We start from the raw sequence: 22,402 nt of genomic DNA on the forward strand, positions 1-22,402 counted from the left end.
CCCCCCCCCCCCCCCCCCCCCCCCCCCCCCCCCCCCCCCCCCCCCCCCCCCCCCCCCCCCCCCCCCCCCCCCCCCCCCCCCCCCCCCCCCCCCCCCCCCCCCCCCCCCCCCCCCCCCGGAACCCGTGGTGTGTCAGGAGCGGTGCACCTCGTCGTAGCCGAGGTCGCCGCCCGGGTCGTCGCCAGCCCGGGCCGGCGGCTCCGCGGGCGCCGGGGGTGCCGGCTGCCGCCCTGCCCCGGCGGTCGCCTCGTGCACGAGGTCGTAGCCGTAGTCGCCGTCGGACCGCTCACCTGACTGTGTCATGACCCCTCCTGGCCGCGCGTGGGCCCGATGCTGCGCGCCCGGCCGGGACGCGCACAAGGCCCCGCGCCGGTCCTCCCCGGGAGCGATGGTGGGCGTGACACGATCCAGCAGGCCACGCGCACGTCCAGGACGTCCTCGAATCCGCGCTCGTCGTCCGCGAGTCGAGCACGGTCTTCTGCGACAGGGAGGGGTCCCGGTGAGGGTCGCGTTGTTCGCCACCTGCCTGGTGGACACCCTGGTGCCGCAGGTGGCCCGGGCGACGGCGGTGCTGCTGCAGCGGCTGGGTCACGAGGTGGTCGTGCCGCCGACCCAGGCCTGCTGCGGGCAGGTGCACGTCAACACCGGCTACCGGCGCGAGGCGGTGCCGATCGTGGCCAACCACGTGCGCGCCTTCGCCGGCGCCGAGGCGGTCGTGGCGCCGTCGGGGTCGTGCGTGGCCTCGATCCACCACCAGCAGGCCGCCGTCGCCCGCCGGGCCGGGGACACCGGGCTCGCCGAGGAGGCGGAGGCGCTGGCCGCGCGCACGTACGAGCTGTCGCAGTTCCTCGTCGACGTGCTCGGCGTGACCGACGTCGGCGCCTACTACCCGCACCGGGTCACGTACCACCCGACCTGCCACTCGCTGCGCCTGCTGCGGGTGGGCGACCGGCCGCTGCGGCTGCTGCGCGCCGTCCGCGGGCTGGACCTGGTGGAGCTGCCGGGCGCCGAGTCCTGCTGCGGCTTCGGCGGCACCTTCGCGGTCAAGAACGCCGACACCTCGACGGCGATGCTCACCGACAAGATGGCCGACGTGCTCGCCACCCGCGCCGAGGTGTGCACCGCCGGGGACGCGTCCTGCCTGATGCACATCGGCGGCGGCCTGTCGCGGCTGCGCTCGGGCACCCGCACGGTGCACCTGGCCGAGATCCTCGCCTCGACGGAGGACGACGTGAGCCCCACCCAGACCACCCGGCCGGCGGTGCGGGCATGACCGTGCACGTCCGCGGAAGTGCACGGAGGAGAGCCGCGTGACGACGACGCCGCGGGACGACCGCACCGACCCGACGCCGCTGGCGCCGGGGGCTCCCCGCTCGGGCACGACGTTCCTCGGCCTGCCCACCGCGCCCCGCGGCGTGGGCCACCTGCGCGGCGACGTCCCCTTCCCCGACGCCGCGCGCACGGCGCTGCGCGACGGCCAGCTGCGCGCCAACCTCGGCCGCGCGACGACGACGATCCGCGGCAAGCGCGCCGCCGTCGTGTCGGAGGTGCCGCACTGGGAGCAGCTGCGCCAGGCCGGGAAGGCGCTGAAGGCCGCGACCATGGCCCGGCTCGACGAGCACCTCGAGGAGCTCGAGCGGCAGGTGGCCGCGCGTGGGGGCACGGTGCACTGGGCGCGCGACGCCGCCGAGGCCAACCGCATCGTCACCGGGCTGGTGCGGGCCACCGGCAGCGACGAGGTGGTCAAGGTCAAGTCGATGGCCACCCAGGAGATCGGCCTGAACGAGGCGCTGGAGACGGCGGGGATCAGCGCGGTCGAGACCGACCTGGCCGAGCTGATCGTGCAGCTGGGCGAGGACACCCCGAGCCACATCCTCGTGCCGGCGATCCACAAGAACCGCTCGGAGATCCGCGAGGTCTTCCGCCGCACCATCCCGGGCGTCGACCCCGGCCTCACCGACGACCCGCGGCAGCTGGCGATGGCCGCCCGGGCCCACCTGCGCGAGCGGTTCCTGCGCGCCCGGGTCGCGGTCAGCGGGGCCAACTTCGCCGTCGCCGAGACCGGCACGCTCGCCGTCGTCGAGAGCGAGGGCAACGGCCGGATGTGCCTGACGCTGCCGCAGACGCTGATCACCGTCATGGGCATCGAGAAGGTCGTGCCGCGGTGGACCGACCTGGGCGTCTTCCTGCAACTGCTCCCCCGCTCCTCCACCGGCGAGCGGATGAACCCCTACACGTCGCTGTGGGCCGGCGTCACCCCCGGCGACGGGCCGCAGGAGTTCCACCTGGTGCTGCTCGACAACGGCCGGACGGCGGTGCTCGCCGACGAGGTGGGCCGCGAGGCGCTGCACTGCATCCGGTGCTCGGCCTGCCTGAACGTGTGTCCGGTGTACGAGCGCGCCGGCGGGCACGCCTACGGCTCGGTCTACCCCGGTCCGATCGGCGCGGTGCTCTCCCCGCAGCTCACCGGGGTCGAGGACAACGCCTCGCTGCCGTACGCCTCGTCGCTGTGCGGTGCCTGCTACGACGTCTGCCCGGTGGCCATCGACATCCCGTCGATCCTGGTGCACCTGCGCGCCGAGCACGTGGAGGCGCAGCAGCGGCCCACCGCCGAGGCGGTCGCCTTCCGCGGGCTGTCCCGCGTGATGAGCAACCCGCGGCTGTGGCACCTCGCCCAGCGCGCCGCCGGGCTGGGCCGGCTGCTCGCCAGGGGGAGGCCGACGCTGCCGGCCGCGCTGCCGCCGCCGGCGAGCGCCTGGACCCGAACCCGGGACCTGCCCGCCCCGCCCGGGAGGACGTTCGTGCAGCAGTGGAACGAGGAGCACGGCCGATGAGTGCGCGGGAGGAGGTGCTCGGCCGGATCCGGACGGCGCTCGGGAGCGACCGGCCGTCGGTCGACGTCCCGCCCGTGCCCGGGCCGCGCGCGCTGCCGGCCGGTGAGCTGCTCGACCTGCTCGCCGAGCGGGTCGAGGACTACCGCGCCAGCGTGCTGCGCTGCGCCCCCGGGGAGGTCCCGGCGACCGTGGCCCGCGGCCTCGACCAGGCGCTGGGCGCGGGATGGGACCCGGCCGGCGTCGTCGTCGCCCCCGGCGTGCCGGCAGGCTGGCGGCCGGTGGGGTCGAGAGAGGACGACGGCCGGCCGGCGGTCGAGCTGGCCGCGTTCGCCGCGACGCTGACCGGCGTGGCGACGGCGATCGCCGAGACCGGCACGCTGGTCCTCGACGGGTCGCCGCTGTCGGGCCGGCGGGCGCTGTCGCTGCTGCCCGACGTCCTGGTCTGTGTCGTCGAGGCCGCGCAGGTGGTGCCCGACGTGCCCGACGCACTGGCCCGGCTGGACCCCGCCGCCCCGCTCACGATGGTCAGCGGCCCCTCGGCCACCAGCGACATCGAGCTGCAGCGGGTCGAGGGCGTGCACGGCCCGCGGACCCTGGTGGTCGTCCTCGCCGGCTGGTGAAGGACCCTCGTGCCCCCCAGCCCTCAGGTCAGAGGCTCGGGATAGGTGGCGCGCACCGCGCGCATGTCGAGGTCGCGGACGGTGGCCACGAGCAGGTCCACCGAGTCGGCGGGCATCCAGCCGGGCTCGGCGAACACCAGCACGCCGTCGCGGTAGACCATCAGCGTGGGCGCCGACCGCACCCGCAACTCCGCGACGAGCGCGGGCTCGACCTCGGTGTCGACGGCGGCGAAGACCAGGTCGGGGTGCCGCTCGGCGGCGGCGTCGAACACGCCGGCGAAGGCCCGGCTCGAGCCCGACCGCGACGTGCGGAAGTCGACCAGCACGATGCCCGGCGCGGAGACCGCAGCCGCGTAGTCGCGCCCGCGGAGAGGAACCGTTCCCATGCCTGCACCTCCCGTCCGCCGCCCAGTGTGCCCCGACACCGCGCATCGGCAGCAGCCGATCCGGAGGGATCCTGGGTGCCCCAATGATTGGTGCGCCACGGAGTTACCATGGGGAGGTGCAGTACCTCGACACGGCCCCGGCCGACGCCGGCCCGGACGTCGCCGACCCCCTCGCCCTCGAGCGGCAGGTGTGCTTCGCGCTGTCGGTCGCCGCGCGCAACGTCGTCGCCGTCTACCGCCGGTTCCTGGAGCCCATGGGGCTCACCCATCCCCAGTACCTCGTGATGCTCGCCCTCTGGCAGTCCGGGCCGCTCTCGGTCAAGGACCTCTCCCGGCTGCTGCAACTCGACCCCGGCACCCTGTCCCCGCTCCTCAAGCGGCTGGAGTCCGCAGGGTTGGTGCGGCGCGACCGCGACCCGCGCGACGAGCGGGCGCTGGCCGTCGCGCTCACCGACCGCGGGCGGGAGCTGCGCGCGCAGGCGGAGGCCATCCCGGCGGGCATCGTGGAGCACCTCGGCATGCCCCTGGACGAGCTCCAGGCCCTGCACGGCGCACTGACCCGGGTCATCGACGCCTCGCAGCACGCCCTGGTGGACCAGCCGTGACCGCGCCCACGGGAGCCAGGCAGCCCGACGCCGGCGCCGCCCCGGCACCGCCGCGGGTCCGCCCCGGTGTGCTGCGGTGGGTGGCCTACGCGATGGGCGCCGGGCTGCCCGAGCGGCACCGGACGTGGGTCCTGTACGACACGACGACCGGGACGTGGGTGCTGCGGCACGTGGCGCGCACCCTGGTGCAGCTCGCCGTGCCGATCGCCCTGGTCCTGCTGTTCGTGCCGGGCGCCTTCTGGATCCGCGGGCTCGCCGCGCTCGGCGGGCTCATCCTCGGCCTGGCGTTCTCGCTGGCCTACATGACCGAGGCGGTGGAGAACCGGGTGAAGAAGGCCGGCTACGCCCCGGGCTCGGCGCAGGCCGTCCGCGACCTGGCCGGCCGGGAGCGCGAGGCCCGCGACTCCGAGCGCCGCCGCGCCGCGGCCGCCCGGCGGGCCGCCCGCTACCGCGAGCGCCGCGGCGGCTGACCCGCCTCGCGGAACCGCTCGCCGGAGCCCCGGCCGAGGGTGCCCGCTCGCGTACGCTCCGTCCCCGACGCCCGGAGGACCTGGGCCGGGACGGAGCCGAGGTGAGTGGACCCACCCGGGACGACGCGCGCTCGGACGAGCGCGACCGCTACCGCTTCCTGGCCGAGGTCACCGAGTCCCTCGCGCAGAGCCTCGACACCGGGACCGCCGCCGAGCAGCTCGCCCGCCTGGTGGTGCCGCGGCTGGCCGACTGGGCCACGGTCACCGTCCTCGAGGGCGACGGCGCGCCCGGCACCGTGGCCCGCGCCCACCGCGACCCGGCCCTCCTCGACGCCGTCGACACCTACCTGGCCGGCCGGGTGACCGCGCCGCGTGACCACGCCGCCCTCGCCGCCACCCTCTTCGCCGGGGAGCCGGTGCAGCTGACCGCGGTCGAGCCCGACCTGGGCCCGGAGTCCCTGCCCGGGGGCGCGGTACGCCGCGCCTGGGACCGGTTGGACCCGCGGTCGAGCCTGTTCGTCCCGCTGCACGCCCGCGGTTCGGGGTTCGGTGTCCTGTCCCTCGTGCGCTGCGGCGACCGCCCGCCCGCCGGACCCGAGGAGATCGCGCTCGCCGTCGAGGTCGCCCGTCGCGGCGCGCTGGCCCTGGACAACGCCCGGCTCTACGGCCGGCAGGTGCGGGTCGCCGAGACGCTGCAGCACAGCCTGCTCACCCCGCCGCCCCGGCCCGCGGGCCTCGAGCTCGCCGTCCGCTACCGGCCCGCGGTCTCCCAGGACCTCGTCGGCGGTGACTGGTACGACGCCGTCGTGCTGCCCGACGGCGCCACGCTGCTGGTCATCGGCGACGTCGTCGGCCACGGCGTGGAGGCCGCCGCGGCGATGGCCCAGCTGCGCAGCGCGGTGCGGACGCTGGCCTACGACTCCCCCGGCGGGCCGGCCGCCACCCTCGACCGGGTCGACCGCGTGCTCGCCGGGCTGCACGTCGGCACGCTGGCCACCGCGCTCGTCGCCCGGCTGGAACCCGCGGCCGCCGGGGACGGAGGCCGCCTGCTGCGGTGGTCGTCGGCCGGGCACCTGCCCCCGCTGCTGCTGCGGGCCGACGGCGCGGTGCGCCTGCTCGTCACCCCGCCGGAACGCCTGCTCGGCACCCAGGAACCCGGCGAGCGCACCGACCACGTCACGACGCTGGCGCCCGGCGAGACGCTGCTGCTGGTCACCGACGGGCTGGTCGAGGTCGGCCGACGCGGCATCGACGAGGGCCTGGCCCGGATCGCCGGCGCCCTCCGCGGCCTCGAGCCGCTCGCGGCCGACGCGCTGTGCGACCGGCTGCTGACCCGGGTGCTCCCCGACCGCACCGACGACGACGTCGCGGTGCTGGCGGTCCGCGTCCTGGCCTGACGGCCCGCGCCGGGACGGCGTCGCGTGTCGACCTGGTGCGGTCTCGGGGCCTCGGAGACCGCACCAGGTCGACACCGGGTGCTCACCCCCAGAAGGCGCGGACCTCCCCGGCGACCCGCTCGCCCTGCGCCCGCCCGGCGCGCGCGGAGGGCGCGCGGCTGGCCGGGTCGAGCGGGTTGGGCCCGAACGCCGCCAGCGCGGCGTCGTCGGCGAGGACCGCGTGCGCCTCGCCGTCGCGGCGCAGGGTGGCCAGCTGCTCCTCCAGCGAGGGACCGAGCGGGCTGCCCGGGAACCCGCCGAAGGGCGCCACCACCAGCACCCGGTCGCAGCCGGCGGCGAGGTCGGCATTCGTGAGCGAGCGCAGGCCGCCGTCCATGAACCGCCCGCCGCCGACGGTGACCGGCGGGTAGACGCCGGGCACCGCGCAGGAGGCGGCGACGGCGTCCACCAGCGGCCAGCCGGTGTCGCGGTCGATCGCCAGGAACTCCCCGTCCGCGGTGTCGATCGCGGTGACGACCAGCCGGGCGGCCGGCCACTCCGGCGAGCCGATCCGCGCGCCGATGACCGCGAGCCGCTCGGACTCCGGCACCGTCTGCGCGCGCAACGCCAGCGCGCCGACCCGCGCCCGCGCCTCCTGCTGACCGGTCACGCCCTCCAGCGCCCGGGCCAGCGCTGCGGCGAACGCCCCGGCGTCGAAGTCCGCGACCCGCTCGGTCGCCGGCACCGGTCCGAGCTGGGCGGCGTAGGCCTCCTCCGGGTCGGCGCCGGTGCGCAGCAGCGTGCCCACGACCGAGCCGGCCGAGGTGCCCACCACGAGGTCGGCGTCGTGGACGTCGACGCCGGCCGCGGCCAGCCCGGACAGCAGCCCCAGCTCCCAGGCGATGCCGGCGACCCCGCCGCCGCCGAGGACGAGCGCGCGGCTCACCCGGCGTCTCCGCGGGTACGGGGCGCCGGCGACCGGCAGGAGGGGGTCGGTCATGCGGGCCAGTGTGCACGCGGGGCCCGGACGCGATACGCAGGACGCATGAGCCGGGACGTCACGACGACGGGCGCACTGCCGGAGGGGCTGGCCGACGAGGCGGTCGCCGCGCTGGGCGAGGCGGACGCCGACGCGTTCCTGGCCCGGGTCGAGCTGGCGCTGCCCGACGTCACCGCCGCGCTGGCCGCCCTCTACGGCGAGCCGGCCGGCGGGCTGCTGGACCGGGCGCTGCGGATCGCGCTGCAGGCCGCGGCCGGGCGTCCGGAGCCGCTGCGCCGGCTCGACCGCCGCCGCGAGATCGACCCCGGCTGGTTCCTGCGCTCCCGGATGCAGGGCTACGTCTGCTACGTCGACCGCTTCTGCGGCACGCTCGACCGGCTGCCCGACCACCTCGACCACCTGGCCTCGTTCGGCACCACCTACCTGCACCTCATGCCGCTGCTGCGGCCGCGCGAGGGCGAGAACGACGGCGGGTACGCGGTGGCCGACTACCGCTCGGTGGACCCGCGGCTGGGGACGATGGCCGACCTGGAGGCCGTGGCGACCGCGCTGCACCGGCGCGGCATGAGCCTGTGCGTCGACCTCGTCCTCAACCACACCGCCCGCGAGCACCCGTGGGCGCAGGGGTGGCTGGCCGGCGACCCCGCGTACGCCGGCTTCTACACCGCCTTCCCCGACCGGACCATGCCCGACGCCTACGACGCGACCATCCCGGAGGTGTTCCCCGACCGGGCGCCGGGGTCGTTCACCTGGGTGCCCGAGGCCCGCGGCGGGGAGGGCGGCTGGGTGTGGACGACGTTCTGGCCCTACCAGTGGGACCTCGACTACACCAACCCCGAGGTCACCCTCGCCATGCTCGGCGAGATCACCTGGCTGGCCAACCGCGGCGTCGACGTGTTCCGGATGGACGCCGTGCCGTTCATGTGGAAGCGGCTGGGCACCACCTGCCAGAACCAGCCCGAGGGCCACACCCTGCTGCAGCTGCTTCACGCGCTGACCCGGGTCGCCGCTCCGGGCGTGGTCTTCAAGGCCGAGGCGATCGTGGCGCCCGACGACCTGGTGCCCTACCTCGGCGCGCACGAGCGCTTCCGCCCCGAGTGCGAGCTGGCCTACCACAACTCGCTCATGGTGCTGATGTGGAGCAGCCTGGCCACCGGCGAGGTCCGGCTGGCCCGCCAGGCGCTGGGCCGGATGCGGCCGATCCCGCCGGGCACCACGTGGGTCACCTACGTGCGCGGCCACGACGACATCGGCTGGGCGGTCACCGACACCGACGCCGCCGCGGTCGGCCTCGACGGCTTCGCCCACCGGCGCTTCCTCAACGACTTCTACTCCGGGCGCTTCCCCGGCTCCTTCGCCCGCGGCGCGCTGTTCCAGGAGAACGAGGTCACCGGCGACGCCCGCATCTCCGGGTCGGCGGCGTCGCTGTGCGGCATCGAGGACGCCCTCGACCGGGGCGACGAGTCGGCCCTCGAGGCGGGGCTGCGCCGGCTGGTGCTGCTGTACTCGGTGGCCTACGGCTTCGGCGGCATCCCGCTGCTCTACATGGGCGACGAGCTGGCCCTGCGCAACGACACCGGCTACCTCGACGACCCGCGGCGCGCGCCCGACAACCGCTGGATGCACCGCCCGCCGATGGACTGGGCGGCGGCCGCGCGCACCGCCGTCCCGGACACGCTCGAGGGCCGCGTCGCCGGCGCGCTGCGCCGGCTGGGCGACGTCCGCCGCGCGCTGCCCGCCCTCGACGGCGGCACCGACACCGAGGTGCTCGACGCCGGCGACGACGCCGTCCTGGTGTGGCGGCGCCGGCACCCGCGGCACGGCACCTTCACGGGTCTGGCCAACGTCGCCGCCACTCCGCGGGCGGTCGACGCCGACACCGTCACCGGGTTCGGCGGCTTCGCCTTCGTGCACGGCAGCGACGGCCCGCTCGGGGTCGAGGACGGGCGCCTGGTGGTGCCGGCCCTCGGCTTCGCCTGGTTCGCCGAGCCCTGACCGGGCGGCGCCGCTCACCCGGACGGGTCATGCATCCCGGACGCCCCGGTGTCGATCAGACAGGGAACCCGCCCGCTCGACGGAAGCAGACCGGCATGGCCCCGTCCCCCACCGCAGCCCGCACCCTCGGCGCGCTGCTCGTCGGCCTCTGCACGGCCGGCGTCCTGGTCACCGCGGCCCTGCCCCCCTCGGGCGCGGCGCTGGTCTCCGACCTCACCCAGGCCCTGGCCTCGGGAGCGGCCGCCGCGGCCACCGCCGCGCACGCTGCCCGGTGCGGCGAGCTGCGGGTGCGCGTCGCGTGGTGGCTGCTCTCCGCGGCGTGCGCGGCGTGGTCCGCCGGGCAGGTGTACTGGACGGTCCTCGCGGTGCGCGGCGAGGCGCCCTTCCCGTCGCTGGCCGACGTCGGCTTCCTCGGCTTCTCCGTCCTCGCCGTGCTCGCGCTGGTCGTGCACCCGGCCCGCGGCGGGCGCACCGGCCCGTGGCAGCGGTTCCTCGACGCGCTCATGACCGCCGGCGCCGTGGGCCTGGTCAGCTGGCAGACGGCGCTGGGCGCGGTGCTGCGCGAGGACACCGGCCACGACGTCGCCGTCCGGATGCTGCTGGCCGCCTACCCGGTCGCCGACACCGCGCTGGTCGTGCTGGCCGTCCTGCTGGTCACCCGGACCTCCGGTGACCGCCGGTCGCTCAACCTGGTCGCCGCGGGGGTCACCTCCCTCGCCGTCGCCGACAGCGCCTTCACCTACCTCGCCGCCACCAGCAGCTACGACGGCGGCACCGCCGACGTCGGCTGGACGCTGGCCTTCGTGCTGCTGGCCGTCGCCGGGCTGTGCCGCCCGGGCCGCCCGGCGGAGGCCACGACCGCGGACCGCCGGGTCGGCCGGGCCGGTGCGGCGGCCTCGCTGCTGCCCTACGTGCCGGTCACGGCCGCGCTGGCGACCACCCTGGCGCTGAGCCTCGCCGGCACGCCGCTGTCGCGCGGCGAGATGACGGCGTCCACGGTGGTCATCGCCGCGCTGATCGCCCGGCAGTACATGACCGTCCGGGAGAACGTCCGCCTCGCCGACGACCTCGCCGCCCGCGAGGCGCAGCTGCGGCACCTGGCCTTCTCCGACCCGCTCACCGGCCTGGCCAACCGCTCGCTGTTCCTCGACCGGCTCGGGCACGCCCTCGCGCTGCACGCCCGGGACATGCGGCCGGTCGCGGTCGTCTTCCTCGACCTCGACGACTTCAAGTCGGTCAACGACACCCTCGGGCACGCCGCCGGCGACGAGCTGCTGCTGCGGGTCGCCGAGCGGCTCACCGGGGCGCTGCGCGGTGGCGACACGGTGGCCCGGCTCGGCGGGGACGAGTTCGCCGCCCTCCTCGAGGACGGCGGGGACCCGCTCGAGGCGGCCGCGCGCATCACCGCCGCGATGGCCGTGCCCTTCACCGTCGCCGGCCGCACCCGCGCGGTCGGGGCGAGCACCGGCGTGGTCGCCCTCGGCGCCGGGGACGCCGCGGTGGGCGCCGACGAGCTCATGGCCCGCGCCGACGCGGCGATGTACTCCGCCAAGCGCGCCGGCAAGGGCCGCGTGGTGCAGCACGGCTCCTCCGCTCTCGGCTGATCCGCCCGGGGCGACGTCTGCGGGCGGGACCCGGGGGTGCGACGCTGGCCCGGTGACAGACACAGCGAGGGCGGTGGCGCACCGCGACGGCCGCCGCACGGAGGCGGTCCGCACCTACCAGGGGCACGGCATCCACGCCGCGCCGGGGGTGCACGAGTACGCCGCCGAGCTGGTGCGCACGCTGCTGCCCGACGGCGGGCGGGTGCTGGAGGTGGGCTCGGGCTGCGGCGCGCTGGCGCTGCGGCTGCGCGACGCCGGCATCGACGTCGTCCCCACCGACCTCGACCCGCCGCACGAGTGGATCCACCGGCTCGACCTCGACGCGCCCGTGTGGACCGAGGAGACCCGCGGCCCGTTCGACCTCGTCGTCTGCGTGGAGACCCTCGAGCACGTGGAGAACCCGCGGCAGGTGCTGCGCTCGATCCGCGCGCTGCTGCGCCCCGGAGGGCAGCTGCTGGTGAGCACGCCCAACGTCACGCACCCGCACTCGCGGCTGCTCACCCTCGTGCGCGGCGCGCCCTACATCTTCGGCCCGCGCCACTACCACTCCCCCGGCCACATCACCCTGCTGCCGGACTGGATGCTCACCGAGCACGTCCGGCTGGCCGGGTTCGGCGGCATCGAGGTCACCACCGCCGGCGACACCCTCTACGCGGGGCCGATGCGGGCGGCCTACCGGGTGGAGATGGGGCTGCTCTGGCTGGCCGGCATCCGCCAGCGCGCCACCTCCGGCGACGGCGTCTGCACGTTCGTCACGGCCACCGCCGTCTAGGCACGGACCCTCCAGCCGCTCACCCGGGGTCGGCCGGCACGGGCAGGAACGGCGCCCACGACGTCGCGGTGCACGAGCCGTACCGGTGCGCGGTCAGCTCGCCGGCGAAGAGCTCGAGCGCGCTGGCGACCAGCCGCACCGTGCCGTCGGAGTGCGGGCACGCCCCGCGGGCGGCGACCGGCCCCGACCAGCGGGTGAGCTCGTCGAGCAGCCCCGGCGGCGGGGTCGCCGGCGCGGCGAGGACCGCCAGCGCCGCGGCGATGCGGGGCAGCCCCTCGAGGCAGGACCCGCACCGGCCGGCGGAGTCCCGGGCCAGGTGCTCGACGACGCGGGCGGTCTCCAGCAGGCCGCAGCGGTCGGCGGGCAGCGCGGCGAGCACGCCGGCGCCCAGGTGGACGCCGGCGACGGCGAGGTCGGCCGCGTCGAGGGTCAGGGACCGCGCGGTGGGGAGGGACACCCAGGTGCCGCGGTAGCCGCCGACCAGCACCGCCCGGGCCCCGGTCAGCGGCAGCACGTCGGCCAGCCGGCTGCCCGGCTCGACGTCGACGACGTCGGCGCGCGCGACCCCGGCGGCCTCCCAGCGGCGGGTGACCAGCGCGCGGTCCGCCGCGTCGGGGCACCCGCGGGCCAGCAGGGCCAGCCGGGCGAGGGTCTCGACGTCGAGCACGAGCGTCGGCCGGCCCTCGACGCCCTGGACGCGCACCGGCGGCTCCTCCTCGCAGGGCAGCGCCGGCCGGCCCTGCAGGCCCGCCACCAGCGCCGACTCCTCCCCCGCCACGAACGACGGCGCCACCGGGTGCAGCCGCACGGTGTCCCCGCGCTCGGCCAGCGCCCGCGCGACGGCGGGCAGCGTGGCCGGTGCGGCGGCCAGGACCAGCGTGGTCGCCCCGAGGGTGCGCCCGGCGAGCGCGAGCCCGTCGAGGACCAGGTGCGGCGCGCGGGTCAGCAGCACCCTGTCCTCGAGCGCGGCCGGCTCGCCCTCCGCCCCGTTGGCCACCACGACCGGCGCGCGCCGCGCACGCGCGACGGCCCGGGCGACCGAGCGGACCTTCACCGCGGTGGGGAAGGCGGCGCCGCCGCGCCCGGTCAGCGCGGCGGACTCGGCGAGCGCGGCGACGTCGGCCACCGGCAGCGGCCCGTGGGTGACCAGGTGGTCGGCGAGCGCCGGACCGGGGGCAGCGAGCAGGCCGGGAGGAGCCGGTGGAGCGGCCACGACGGGCGCCGGTACCACCGGGCGTGGCAGGGGCCGGTCGCGCCGCAGCACGGCGGTGGGTGCGGACATCGGTCCCTCCTCGGGACGTCCCGGGAACGGACGTCACGAGCAGACTGGGGAGCGCACCTGCCGTCCACCCGGGTGCTCCCTGGCAATCGCCTGGGAGCGTCGGGGGCTGCGCCGCCCGCACGGGTGCGCCATCGTTGGGCGCGGGCGCCCGCGCGGCCCGCACCCCGGTCCCCGGCCCCGGAGGTCGCCCCGTGTCCCTCGTGACGGTGCTCGCGACCGGCGGCACGATCGCGACCCGCGCCGACGCACGCGGGGTCTCGACCGCGCAGGACAGCGGCGCGGACCTCCTCGCCCGGCTGCCGGGCACCCACCACCCCCGGCTCCGGGTGCGCGACGTGCTGCGCGTCGGCAGCTACCGGATGACGCTGGAGCTCGCCCACGCCGTCGCGCTGGCCGTCGGCGAGGAGCTGGCCGACCCCGAGGTCGACGGCGTCGTCGTCACGCACGGCACGGACACCACCGAGGAGACCGGCTACCTCCTCGACCTGTTCCACCGCGACCCCCGGCCGGTCGTGCTCACCGGCGCCCAGCGGCCGGCCGACGCCCCCGACGGCGACGGGCCGCGCAACCTCGCCGACGCGGTCACCGTCGCCGCGAGCCCGGCCGCCCGGGAACAGGGCGTCCTGGTCGCCTTCGCCGGGCGGGTGTTCCCGGCCCGGGGTACGCGCAAGGTCCACACGCTGGCGGCCGACGCCTTCGGCGCGCCGGACTCGGGCCCGCTGGGCTGGGTCCGCGACGGGGTCCTCCACGTCGAGCGCGCGGTGCGCCGCCGCGAGCCCCTCGACCTCGCCCGCTTCGACCCCGCCGGGGTGCGGGTCGACGTCGTCGCCTGCCACCCCGACGCCGACGCCACCGCGCTGCACGCCTTCGCCGGCGCGGGCGCCCGCGGCCTCGTGCTGGAGGCCACCGGCGCCGGCAACGCCAACCCCGGCATCTGCCGGGCCGTCCGCGAGCTCACCGACGCCGGCCTCGTCGTCGCCACCTCGACCCGGGTGCCGGCCGGCCCGGTCGCCGCGCTGTACGGCGACGGCGGCGGCACCGACCTGCTGGCCGCCGGGGCGCTGCCCGCGGGCCTGCTCCGCCCGTCCCAGGCGCGCGTCCTGCTGGCCGTCCTGCTGGGGGTGCACCGCGACCCGGACGCCGTCCGCGCCGGGTGGCGGGCGCACACCTCCGGCTGACCGGCGCCGCCGGCCCGGAAGAGCCCGGAAGAGCCCGGGAGAGCCCGGACGAGCCCGGTCGCAGGTCGCGGCCCGGCAGACCCGAGAGGAGAAGGGCATGCCCAAGGAGATCCTCTGCGCCTTCGGCGTCGACGTCGACGCGGTGGGCGGCTGGCTGGGGTCCTACGGCGGCGAGGACTCACCCGACGACATCTCGCGCGGCCTGTTCGCCGGCGAGGTCGGCGTCCCGCGCATGCTGGAGCTGTTCGGCCGCCGGGACCTGCCGAGCACCTGGTTCTGGCCGGGCCACTCGATCGAGACCTTCCCCGAGCAGTTCGACGCGTGCGTCGCGGCCGGCTCCGAGATCGGTCTGCACGGCTACAGCCACGAGAACCCCATCGCGATGAGCCGCGAGCAGGAGTCCGCGGTGCTCGACCGCTGCATCGAGCTCGTCGAGCAGCGGGCCGGCCGGCGGCCGACCGGGTACGTCGCCCCGTGGTGGGAGTTCTCGCCGGTCACCAACGAGCTGCTGCTGGAGCGGGGCGTCAAGTACGACCACTCGCTCATGCACCGGGACTTCGAGCCCTACTACGTCCGGGTCGGCGACCGCTGGACGAAGATCGACTACTCGCAGCCGGCCGAGACCTGGATGACGCCGCTGGTCCGGGGCCGGGAGACCGACCTCATCGAGATCCCGGCGAGCTGGTACCTCGACGACCTCCCGCCGATGATGTTCGTCAAGGCGAGCCCGAACAGCCACGGCTTCGTCAGCCCCCGCCACCTCGAGGAGATGTGGCGCGACCAGTTCGACTGGGTCCACCGCGAGATGGACTACGCGGTGGTGACCTTCACCGTGCACCCCGACGTGTCCGGCCGGCCCCAGGTGCTGCTCATGCTCGAGCGGCTGATCGACCACGTGAGCGCCCACGAGGGCGTCCGGTGGATGACCTTCGACCAGATCGCCGACGACTTCGCGGCCCGCTCCCCGCGCCGGGCCTGACCACGGGCGGCCCGGCCGGGGTGCCGTCCCCGGCCGGGCGGGCACCTCAGGCGGGCTGGACGCCGAACGTGCGGGCCAGCCGCTCGATCTTGCGGGCGCGGCCGAGCCGGGGCAGGTCGCTGCCGTCGCGGATGACCTGGCCGCGGGCCTCGAAGTCGGCGAGGAACGCCTGGGCCCAGGCGACGTCGGAGGGCGCGGGGCTGATGACCTCGTTGATGACCGGCGCCTGCTCGGGGTCCAGGCAGAGCTTGCCGGTGAGGCCGAGGGAGACGGTGACCGCCGACTGCTCGCGCAGCACCGGGTGGCTGGTGCTCACCGTCGGCCCGTCGATCGGCCCGGGCAGGTCGCCGATGCGGCTGGCCACCACCAGCCGCGACCGCGGGTAGGCCATCGCCAGGTCGTCGGCGCTGGTGCCGGTGTCACGCCGGTAGTCGCCGCTGCCGAACGCCAGCCGGAACGTGCCGCGCGCCCGGGCGACGTTCACCGCCTCCTCGATGCCCAGCGCCGACTCCACCAGGGCCAGCACCGGGGTCGCGCCGCCGAGCCGGTCGAAGGTCTCGGTGACGTGCTCGGCGGCCTCGGTCTTGGCCAGCACCACACCGGCCAGCCCGGGCAGGCCGGCGAGCGCGGCCACGTCGTGCTCCCACCACGGGGTCGAGTGGTCGTTGATCCGCACCCAGGCCCGGCGGCCGGCGTCCCCGAGCCAGGCGACGACGCCGGCGCGCGCCTCGTCCTTGCGCGCCGGGTCGACGGCGTCCTCGATGTCGAGGACCACCTGGTCGGCGCGGGAGGCGTACCGCTCGTCGAAGAGCTCCGGGCGGGCGCCGTTGACCAGCAGCCACGACCGTGCGTCCGCCGGACCGACCCTCGTGCGTGTCGTCATGACGTCATCCTCGCGCGGCGCGCCGCGGCGACCGAGCCGACTCCCGGTGGGCGGGACGTGATGCACCCCACCCGACCGGATCGGACGGTCGACCGACCGGATCGGTCGGTCCCGGCGTAGCGTCGCGTCCCGTGGCACGCCCCTTCCGGCAGCAGATCGACGAGGGCATCCTCGACCGGGCCGCCGGCCTGTTCGCCCGCCGCGGCTACGCGAAGACCTCGCTGCAGGACGTCGCCGGTGCCGTGGGCCTGTCCAAGGCCGGCCTGCTGCACCACTTCCCGAGCAAGGACGCGCTGCACGAGGCGGTCCTGGCCCACGCCGACGCGCTGGGCCAGCAGGTGCTCGCCGCGGTGCGGCACCTGCCGCCCGGGCCCGCGCGCGACCGCCGCGCCGTCGACGTCCTCGTCGACGTCGCCCTCGGCCACCCCGGCTTCGTCGCCCTGCTGCTGGCCCCGGTGACCGAGCTCGCCGACGGCGGCGGGCGCGAGCCGGGCGCTCCGGAGAACGCGGTGCTCGAGTGCTTCGGCGTCCACCCCGGCGACGACGGCGCCGACCCCGAGCGCCTGGTGCGGGTGGTCGGCGCCCTCGCCGCGCTCGCCGTCCTGACCCTGACCGCCCAGCAGGCGGACCGGACCACCGCGTGGCGGCCGCTGGTCGTCGCCACGTGCCTCGACGCGCTCGGACACCGGCGTCCGCGCGCGCTCCCTTCCCACCCCACCCAGGCGGAGGCCTGATCGTCCATGGCAGTCCTGTTGTCCCGTCTCGGGACCTCCTCCGCGCGGCACCGGTTCGCCGTCCTCGCCGTGTGGCTGCTCGTCCTCGTGGCCGGCGGCGCCGGCGCGGCCACGCTCGCGGGCGAGACCTCGACCGAGTTCGCCATCCCCGGCCAGGAGTCCACCACCGCGCTCGAGCGCATCGACGAGGAGTTCGGCGCCGCGGCCGGCGGGGTCACCGCGCAGGTCGTCGTCGCCGCCCCCGAGGGCGCGCAGCTCACCACGCCGGAGAACGCCGCGGCGCTCGCCGAGCTGGTCGGCACGCTCGCCGCGCTCCCCGGCGTCACCTCGGCGACCGACCCGCTGGACCGGGCCGCCCCCACGGTGAACGCGGCGCAGGACACCGGCTACAGCACCGTCACCTACGGCGGCGACGGCGGGGTCACCCCCGAGCAGCGGGAGGCGCTGCTGTCGGCCGTCGAGGACGCCGGCGCGGACGCCGGCGCGGGCGGGCTGACCGTGGAGGTCACCGGCCAGGCGGTCGAGGAGGTGCCGGCCGTCGGCGGCCCGTCCGAGGTGGTCGGCGTCGTCGTCGCCCTGCTCGTCCTGGCCGTCACCTACGGCGCGCTGGTGGTCGCCGGCATGAACCTGCTGACCGCCCTGGTCGGCGTGGGCGTCGGCGTCCTCGGCATCACCATCGCGACCGGCTTCACCGAGCTGTCCTCGACGACGCCGATCCTCGCCGCGATGCTCGGCCTGGCCGTCGGCATCGACTACACGCTGTTCATCGTCACCCGACACCGGCAGGAGCTGCTGCGCGGCACCGACGTGCGCACCTCGATCGGCCTGGCCGTCGGCACCGCCGGCTCCGCGGTGGTCACCGCCGGGCTGACCGTCGTCATCGCGCTGGCCGGGCTCTTCGTCGCCGGCATCCCCTTCCTGACCCAGATGGGCCTGGCCGCGGCCGGCACGATCGTCGTCGCGGTGCTGGTCGCGCTGACCCTGGTGCCGGCGGTGCTGGCGCTGCTCGGGCACCGGGTCCTGCCGCGGCGGGCCCGCGCGGCGGTGGCGGCGTCGGCCCCGGCGCCGGCCCGCGGCCGCGGGTTCCTCGCCGGCTGGGTCGCGACCGTCACCTCCCGGCGGGTGGCCTCGCTGCTGGTGGCCGTCCTCGCCCTGGGCGTGGCCGCCGTCCCGGTCGCCTCGCTGCGCACCACGCTCATCCAGTCGCCGGCCGGGGACAGCACCGCCGCGCGCGCCGACGCGCTGATCGCCGAGGGCTTCGGCGAGGGCTTCCGCGGCCCGATCACCGTCCTGTTCGAGGGCGACGGGGCGGTCGAGGCGGCCGCGGGGGTCAGCGCGGAGGTCGCCGGGCTCGACGACGTCGCCGTGGTCTCCCCGCCGGTCCCCGCTGCCGACGGCACCGCGGCGCTGCTCACGGTGGTGCCGGAGTCCGGCCCGGCGAGCGAGGCCACCGAGCGGCTGGTCACCGACCTGCGCGCCGCGCTGGCCGACCTCGACGGCGTCGAGGCCTCGGTCACCGGGGCGACGGCGGTCAGCGTCGACGTCGCCCAGAGCCTGGACGAGGCGCTGCCGGTGTACCTGCTGCTCGTCGTCGGGCTGGCGCTGGTGCTGCTGGTCCTGGTGTTCCGGTCGCTGCTGGTGCCGCTGGTCGGCGTGCTGGGCTTCCTGCTCACCATCGGCGCCGCGCTGGGCGCCACCGTGGCGGTGTTCCAGTGGGGCTGGCTGGCCGGCGCGCTCGGCGTCGACAGCACCGGACCGCTGCTGAGCCTCACGCCGATCCTGGTCATCGGCATCCTGTTCGGCCTGGCGATGGACTACCAGGTGTTCCTGGTGTCGCGGATGCACGAGGCGCACAGCTCCGGCACCCCGCCGCTGGAGGCCGTCCGCACCGGGTTCCGGCAGGCGGCGCCGGTGGTCGTGGCGGCCGCGCTGATCATGTTCTCGGTGTTCGCCGGCTTCGTGCCGGGCGCCGAGCCGACGATCACCTCGATCGCCTTCGCGCTGGCCGTCGGGATCCTCGTCGACGCCTTCGTCGTCCGGATGGTGCTGGTCCCGGCCGCGCTGGCGCTGCTCGGCGGGCGCGCCTGGTGGCTGCCGCGCTGGCTGTCCTGGCTGCCGGTGCTCGACGTCGAGGGCGCGGCGCTGGAGCGGCACCCGGGCGCGCCGGCCGAGCGGGAGCTGGTCGGCGACCCGCGCTGACCCGGCGCCTCCCCGCGGCCCGCCTCCCCTCCCGGGGAGGCGGGCCGTGCTGTCTCATGTCGGGGTGGTCACGCCTCCGGTCACCCGTCCCCAGGTCCTGCGCTACGTCGCCTTCAGCGACGACCCGTCCGGCGGCAACCCGGCCGGCGTCGTCCTGGACGCGACCGGGCTCACCGACGAGCGCATGCTCGCCATCGCCGCGGAGGTCGGCTACTCCGAGACGGCGTTCCTGGTCCCGCAGCCCGACGGTCCGGTCGCGCGGTACTTCAGCCCGCTGGCCGAGGTCACCTTCTGCGGGCACGCCACGATCGCGGCCGCCGTCGCCGCCGCCGAGCGCTCCGGCGGCGGGACGCTGCACCTGCACACCCTCGCCGGCGAGGTGCCGGTGCGCACCGAGCGCACGCCCGACGGCGCCTGGACGGCGACCCTCACCAGCGTCGCGCCCCGCACCGCCGCCCTGTCCGACGACGACCTCGACCGGCTGCTGGACCTGCTGCGGATGTCGCGCGGCGACCTCGACCCGGCACTGCCGCCGCGGGTGGCCTACGCCGGCGCCTGGCACCCGGTGCTGCCGCTGGCCTCCCGCGCGCGGCTGGCCCTGCTCGACTACGACGTGCCGGGGCTCGGCCGGCTGATGGCCGACCGCGACTGGACGACGGTGGCGCTGGTGTGGCGCCAGGACCCGACCACGTTCGTCGCCCGCAACCCCTTCCCGCCCGGCGGCGTCGTCGAGGACCCGGCCACGGGCGCGGCGGCCGCGGCCCTGGGCGGCTACCTCCGGGAGGGCGGGCACGTCCCGGCGCCCTCCCGGCTGACCGTCCTGCAAGGCGCGGACATGGGCCGGCCGAGCACGCTGTCGGTGTACGTCCCCGCGGAGCCGGGCAGCGGCATCGAGGTCGGCGGCCGCGCCGTCCGGATCCCCGGCTGAGGTCCCCCGCGATCGGGGGTGCCGTCGCGCTCCTCCACGCGGCACAGTTCTCCTGAGCGCTCCCGGACGAGAGGACCAGCAGTGACCCAGCCAGCTCCGGGCCCGGCGACGGCGCCGGCCCTGCCCTCCTACGCCAGCGGCACCTCGACCCTCCCCCTGATCGGGGACACCATCGGGGCGAACCTGGACCGGACGGCGGCGCGGGTCGGCGACCACGAGGCGCTGGTGGAGTGCGCGACCGGCCGCCGGTGGACCTACCCGCAACTGGTCGCCGACGTCGACGCCTGCGCCCTCGGCCTCGACGCCCTGGGCGTGGCCACGGGCGACCGGGTCGGCATCTGGTCGCCCAACTGCGCGGAGTGGGTGTTCGTGCAGTACGGGACCGCCAAGCTCGGCGCGGTCATGGTCAACATCAACCCCGCCTACCGCACCCACGAGCTGGCGTTCGTGCTGCGCCAGGCCGGCATCTCGGTGCTGGTCGCCGCGCCGTCGTTCAAGACCAGCGACTACCGGGCGATGGTCGCCGAGGTCCGCGGCGAGTGCCCCGAGCTGCGCGAGGTCGTCTTCCTGGGCGACCCGGAGTGGGAGCAGCTGATGAGCACCGGCCGGGCCGCCGACCGTTCGCTGCTCGAGTCCCGCGCCGCCGAGCTCTCCCCCGACGACCCGATCAACATCCAGTACACGTCGGGCACGACCGGCTTCCCCAAGGGCGCCACCCTCAGCCACCACAACCTGCTCAACAACGGGTTCTTCGTGGGCGAGGGCTGCGGCTACACCGAGGCCGACCGGATCTGCATCCCGGTGCCCTTCTACCACTGCTTCGGCATGGGGATGGGCAACCTGGGGGCCACCAGCCACGGCGCGACGATGGTCATCCCCGCGCCGGCGTTCGACCCGGCGGCCACGCTGCGCGCGGTGCAGGACGAGCGCTGCACCTCGCTCTACGGCGTCCCGACGATGTTCATCGCCGAGCTCGCGCTGCCCGACTTCGGCACCTACGACCTGTCCAGCCTGCGCACCGGCATCATGGCCGGCTCACCGTGCCCGGTGGAGGTCATGAAGCGGGTCGTCGCCGAGATGGGCATGACGGAGGTGACCATCTGCTACGGCATGACCGAGACCTCGCCGGTGTCCACCCAGACCGGCGCCGACGACGACCTCGACCGGCGCACCTCCACGGTCGGCCGGGTGCACCCGCACCTCGAGGTGAAGATCGTCGACCCGGCCACCGGCATCACCGTCCCCCGCGGCACGCCCGGCGAGTTCTGCACCCGCGGCTACTCGGTGATGCTCGGCTACTGGGACGAGCCGGAGAAGACCGCGGAGGTCATCGACCGGGCCCGCTGGATGCACACCGGCGACCTCGCGGTGATGGACGACGAGGGCTACCTCAACATCGTCGGCCGGATCAAGGACATGGTCATCCGCGGCGGGGAGAACGTGTACCCGCGCGAGGTCGAGGAGTTCCTCTACACCCACCCCGACGTCGTCGACGCGCAGGTGATCGGCGTCCCCGACGAGCGCTACGGCGAGGAGCTGATGGCCTGGGTGCGGCTGCGCGAGGGCGCCGAGCCGCTCACGCCCGAGGCGCTGCGCGAGTTCTGCGCGGGCAAGCTCGCCCACTACAAGGTGCCGCGGTACGTGAAGGTCGTCGAGTCCTTCCCGATGACCGTCACCGGCAAGGTGCGCAAGGTCGAGATGCGCGAGGTGTCGGTCGAGGAGCTCGGCCTGCAGCAGGCCGCCGCGGTCCGCAACGCCTGACCCGCCACCCGCGAGGGAGTGCGCCGGCGCCGGGTCCCACGGCCCGGGACGCGGCGTCGGCGCACACCCTCGGGCGGCCCGGCGGCGATGACTCCCGGCGCGGTCCCCGGTCTGCACCCCACACCGGTCGACCGCACCCGAGGAGCGCCCACCGTGACCGCCACGTACACCTTCGACGTCCTCTGCACCCTCGACGGCTTCGCCTCCTTCAGCGGCGGCGACTGGGGCGGCTACTGGGGCAAGCACGGCCCCGAGTTCCTCGACCGGCGCCTGGCCCAGTACGAGCAGGAGCAGCGGATGGTCCTGGGCGCGACCACCTTCCGGCAGTTCGTGGAGTACCTGCGCCCGGCCTCGGAGGACCCGGGTGGCGGTGACCCGGTGAACACCGCGATGAAGAACCTGCCGACGACGGTGCTCTCGACGACGCTGGAGGGCCCCCTCGACTGGCCGGACGCGACCCTCGCGCGCGGCGACGCCGTCGACGTCGTCGCCCGGCTCAAGGAGGAGTCGGCGGTGCCGCTGCGCTCGCACGGCAGCCTGTCGCTGAACCGGGCGCTGATGGCCGCGGGCCTGGTCGACCGCGTGCAGGTGACGATCTTCCCCGTGATCACCGGCCGGACCGGGACCGAGCCGGTCTTCGCCGGCGCGGCCGACTTCGACCTCGAGCTGGTGGAGAGCCGGACGCTCGACGGCTCCACCCAGGAACTGGTCTACCGGCCCACCCTGCACGGCTGAGCGCGTGCGCCCCGGGAGCGTGTGCGCCGACGCCGTGTCCGAGCGCCCGGAACGCCGCGTC

21 protein-coding genes are annotated in these 22,402 nt (G+C 76.4%); 16 read left to right on the top strand and 5 right to left on the bottom strand.

The window, feature by feature from the left end; genetic code table 11:
* Positions 1-132 precede the first annotated feature (132 nt).
* Positions 133-303: a hypothetical protein gene (locus ACI79V_RS09955; RefSeq protein ID WP_456888794.1), complete on the bottom strand. Its 171-nt coding sequence runs from the start codon at positions 301-303 to the stop codon at positions 133-135.
* A gap of 196 nt (positions 304-499) precedes the next feature.
* On the opposite strand from ACI79V_RS09955, the gene ACI79V_RS09960 reads away from it, so the two are divergent.
* Genes ACI79V_RS09960 through ACI79V_RS09970 form a run of 3 tightly spaced genes read left to right on the top strand, consistent with a single transcriptional unit; the run spans position 500 to position 3,454 of the window.
* Entirely contained in the window at positions 500-1,273 is a 774-nt protein-coding gene (locus tag ACI79V_RS09960) for a (Fe-S)-binding protein (protein ID WP_456888795.1), read from the top strand.
* A gap of 37 nt (positions 1,274-1,310) precedes the next feature.
* On the top strand, positions 1,311-2,834 hold the full coding sequence (locus tag ACI79V_RS09965) for a LutB/LldF family L-lactate oxidation iron-sulfur protein (RefSeq protein ID WP_456888797.1): 1,524 nt from the start codon (positions 1,311-1,313) through the stop codon (positions 2,832-2,834).
* A complete protein-coding gene (locus tag ACI79V_RS09970; protein WP_456888799.1) occupies positions 2,831-3,454 on the top strand; it encodes a LutC/YkgG family protein in 624 nt (207 codons plus the stop codon). Before ACI79V_RS09965 ends, ACI79V_RS09970 begins: the two co-directional genes overlap by 4 nt.
* A 23-nt stretch (positions 3,455-3,477) precedes the next feature.
* Here the strand turns inward: ACI79V_RS09970 and ACI79V_RS09975 are convergent, their stop codons facing one another.
* Positions 3,478-3,840, bottom strand: coding sequence for a thioredoxin family protein (locus ACI79V_RS09975; protein ID WP_456888801.1), 363 nt, complete (start codon positions 3,838-3,840; stop codon positions 3,478-3,480).
* A 116-nt stretch (positions 3,841-3,956) separates the two neighbouring features.
* Between ACI79V_RS09975 and ACI79V_RS09980 the strand changes: the two genes are divergently transcribed.
* From ACI79V_RS09980 to ACI79V_RS09990, 3 genes are all read left to right on the top strand, one after another.
* Positions 3,957-4,445: a MarR family winged helix-turn-helix transcriptional regulator gene (locus ACI79V_RS09980; protein ID WP_456888802.1), complete on the top strand. Its 489-nt coding sequence runs from the start codon at positions 3,957-3,959 to the stop codon at positions 4,443-4,445.
* Positions 4,442-4,915: a DUF5313 family protein gene (locus ACI79V_RS09985; protein ID WP_456888803.1), complete on the top strand. Its 474-nt coding sequence runs from the start codon at positions 4,442-4,444 to the stop codon at positions 4,913-4,915. The genes ACI79V_RS09980 and ACI79V_RS09985 overlap by 4 nt, the downstream gene beginning before the upstream one ends.
* 101 nt (positions 4,916-5,016) lie before the next feature.
* On the top strand, positions 5,017-6,312 hold the full coding sequence (locus ACI79V_RS09990) for a PP2C family protein-serine/threonine phosphatase (protein ID WP_456888804.1): 1,296 nt from the start codon (positions 5,017-5,019) through the stop codon (positions 6,310-6,312).
* Positions 6,313-6,394: 82 nt separating this feature from the next.
* On the opposite strand, the gene ACI79V_RS09995 is transcribed toward ACI79V_RS09990, so the two are convergent.
* Complete coding sequence (locus ACI79V_RS09995) at positions 6,395-7,291, bottom strand: patatin-like phospholipase family protein (RefSeq protein WP_456888805.1); 897 nt, start codon at positions 7,289-7,291, stop codon at positions 6,395-6,397.
* 45 nt (positions 7,292-7,336) lie between these two features.
* Between ACI79V_RS09995 and ACI79V_RS10000 the strand changes: the two genes are divergently transcribed.
* The 3 genes from ACI79V_RS10000 to ACI79V_RS10010 all read left to right on the top strand — a co-directional run bounded on the left by ACI79V_RS10000 (position 7,337) and on the right by ACI79V_RS10010 (position 11,662).
* Positions 7,337-9,286 (top strand): alpha-amylase family protein, encoded by a 1,950-nt coding sequence (locus ACI79V_RS10000; RefSeq protein ID WP_456888807.1) that lies wholly within the window; start codon positions 7,337-7,339, stop codon positions 9,284-9,286.
* A gap of 95 nt (positions 9,287-9,381) precedes the next feature.
* Positions 9,382-10,890: a diguanylate cyclase domain-containing protein gene (locus ACI79V_RS10005; protein WP_456888808.1), complete on the top strand. Its 1,509-nt coding sequence runs from the start codon at positions 9,382-9,384 to the stop codon at positions 10,888-10,890.
* 52 nt (positions 10,891-10,942) lie between these two features.
* A complete protein-coding gene (locus ACI79V_RS10010; RefSeq protein ID WP_456888809.1) occupies positions 10,943-11,662 on the top strand; it encodes a class I SAM-dependent methyltransferase in 720 nt (239 codons plus the stop codon).
* A gap of 19 nt (positions 11,663-11,681) precedes the next feature.
* Here ACI79V_RS10010 and ACI79V_RS10015 read toward each other — a convergent pair whose 3' ends face one another.
* On the bottom strand, positions 11,682-12,944 hold the full coding sequence (locus ACI79V_RS10015) for an NADH-ubiquinone oxidoreductase-F iron-sulfur binding region domain-containing protein (protein ID WP_456888810.1): 1,263 nt from the start codon (positions 12,942-12,944) through the stop codon (positions 11,682-11,684).
* Positions 12,945-13,135: 191 nt separating this feature from the next.
* On the opposite strand from ACI79V_RS10015, the gene ACI79V_RS10020 reads away from it, so the two are divergent.
* Entirely contained in the window at positions 13,136-14,122 is a 987-nt protein-coding gene (locus ACI79V_RS10020; protein ID WP_456888812.1) for an asparaginase, read from the top strand.
* Between the two features lie 97 nt (positions 14,123-14,219).
* Positions 14,220-15,101 (top strand): polysaccharide deacetylase family protein, encoded by an 882-nt coding sequence (locus tag ACI79V_RS10025; RefSeq protein ID WP_456888814.1) that lies wholly within the window; start codon positions 14,220-14,222, stop codon positions 15,099-15,101.
* 46 nt (positions 15,102-15,147) lie between these two features.
* On the opposite strand, the gene ACI79V_RS10030 is transcribed toward ACI79V_RS10025, so the two are convergent.
* Positions 15,148-15,984: an HpcH/HpaI aldolase/citrate lyase family protein gene (locus tag ACI79V_RS10030; RefSeq protein ID WP_456888815.1), complete on the bottom strand. Its 837-nt coding sequence runs from the start codon at positions 15,982-15,984 to the stop codon at positions 15,148-15,150.
* A 131-nt stretch (positions 15,985-16,115) separates the two neighbouring features.
* Here ACI79V_RS10030 and ACI79V_RS10035 point away from each other — a divergent pair, with 131 nt between their 5' ends.
* The 5 genes from ACI79V_RS10035 to ACI79V_RS10055 all read left to right on the top strand — a co-directional run bounded on the left by ACI79V_RS10035 (position 16,116) and on the right by ACI79V_RS10055 (position 22,341).
* Positions 16,116-16,718, top strand: coding sequence for a TetR/AcrR family transcriptional regulator (locus tag ACI79V_RS10035; RefSeq protein WP_456888816.1), 603 nt, complete (start codon positions 16,116-16,118; stop codon positions 16,716-16,718).
* 6 nt (positions 16,719-16,724) lie between these two features.
* Positions 16,725-18,917, top strand: a complete 2,193-nt coding sequence (locus ACI79V_RS10040) for an MMPL family transporter (RefSeq protein WP_456888818.1) — start codon at positions 16,725-16,727, stop codon at positions 18,915-18,917.
* A gap of 64 nt (positions 18,918-18,981) precedes the next feature.
* Positions 18,982-19,845, top strand: a complete 864-nt coding sequence (locus ACI79V_RS10045; RefSeq protein ID WP_456888820.1) for a PhzF family phenazine biosynthesis protein — start codon at positions 18,982-18,984, stop codon at positions 19,843-19,845.
* 81 nt (positions 19,846-19,926) lie between these two features.
* Complete coding sequence (locus ACI79V_RS10050) at positions 19,927-21,606, top strand: AMP-binding protein (protein WP_456888822.1); 1,680 nt, start codon at positions 19,927-19,929, stop codon at positions 21,604-21,606.
* Positions 21,607-21,759: 153 nt separating this feature from the next.
* Positions 21,760-22,341: a dihydrofolate reductase family protein gene (locus ACI79V_RS10055; protein ID WP_456888823.1), complete on the top strand. Its 582-nt coding sequence runs from the start codon at positions 21,760-21,762 to the stop codon at positions 22,339-22,341.
* Positions 22,342-22,402: the final 61 nt, after the last annotated feature.

Source organism: Geodermatophilus sp. SYSU D00700 (genome assembly GCF_054050255.1).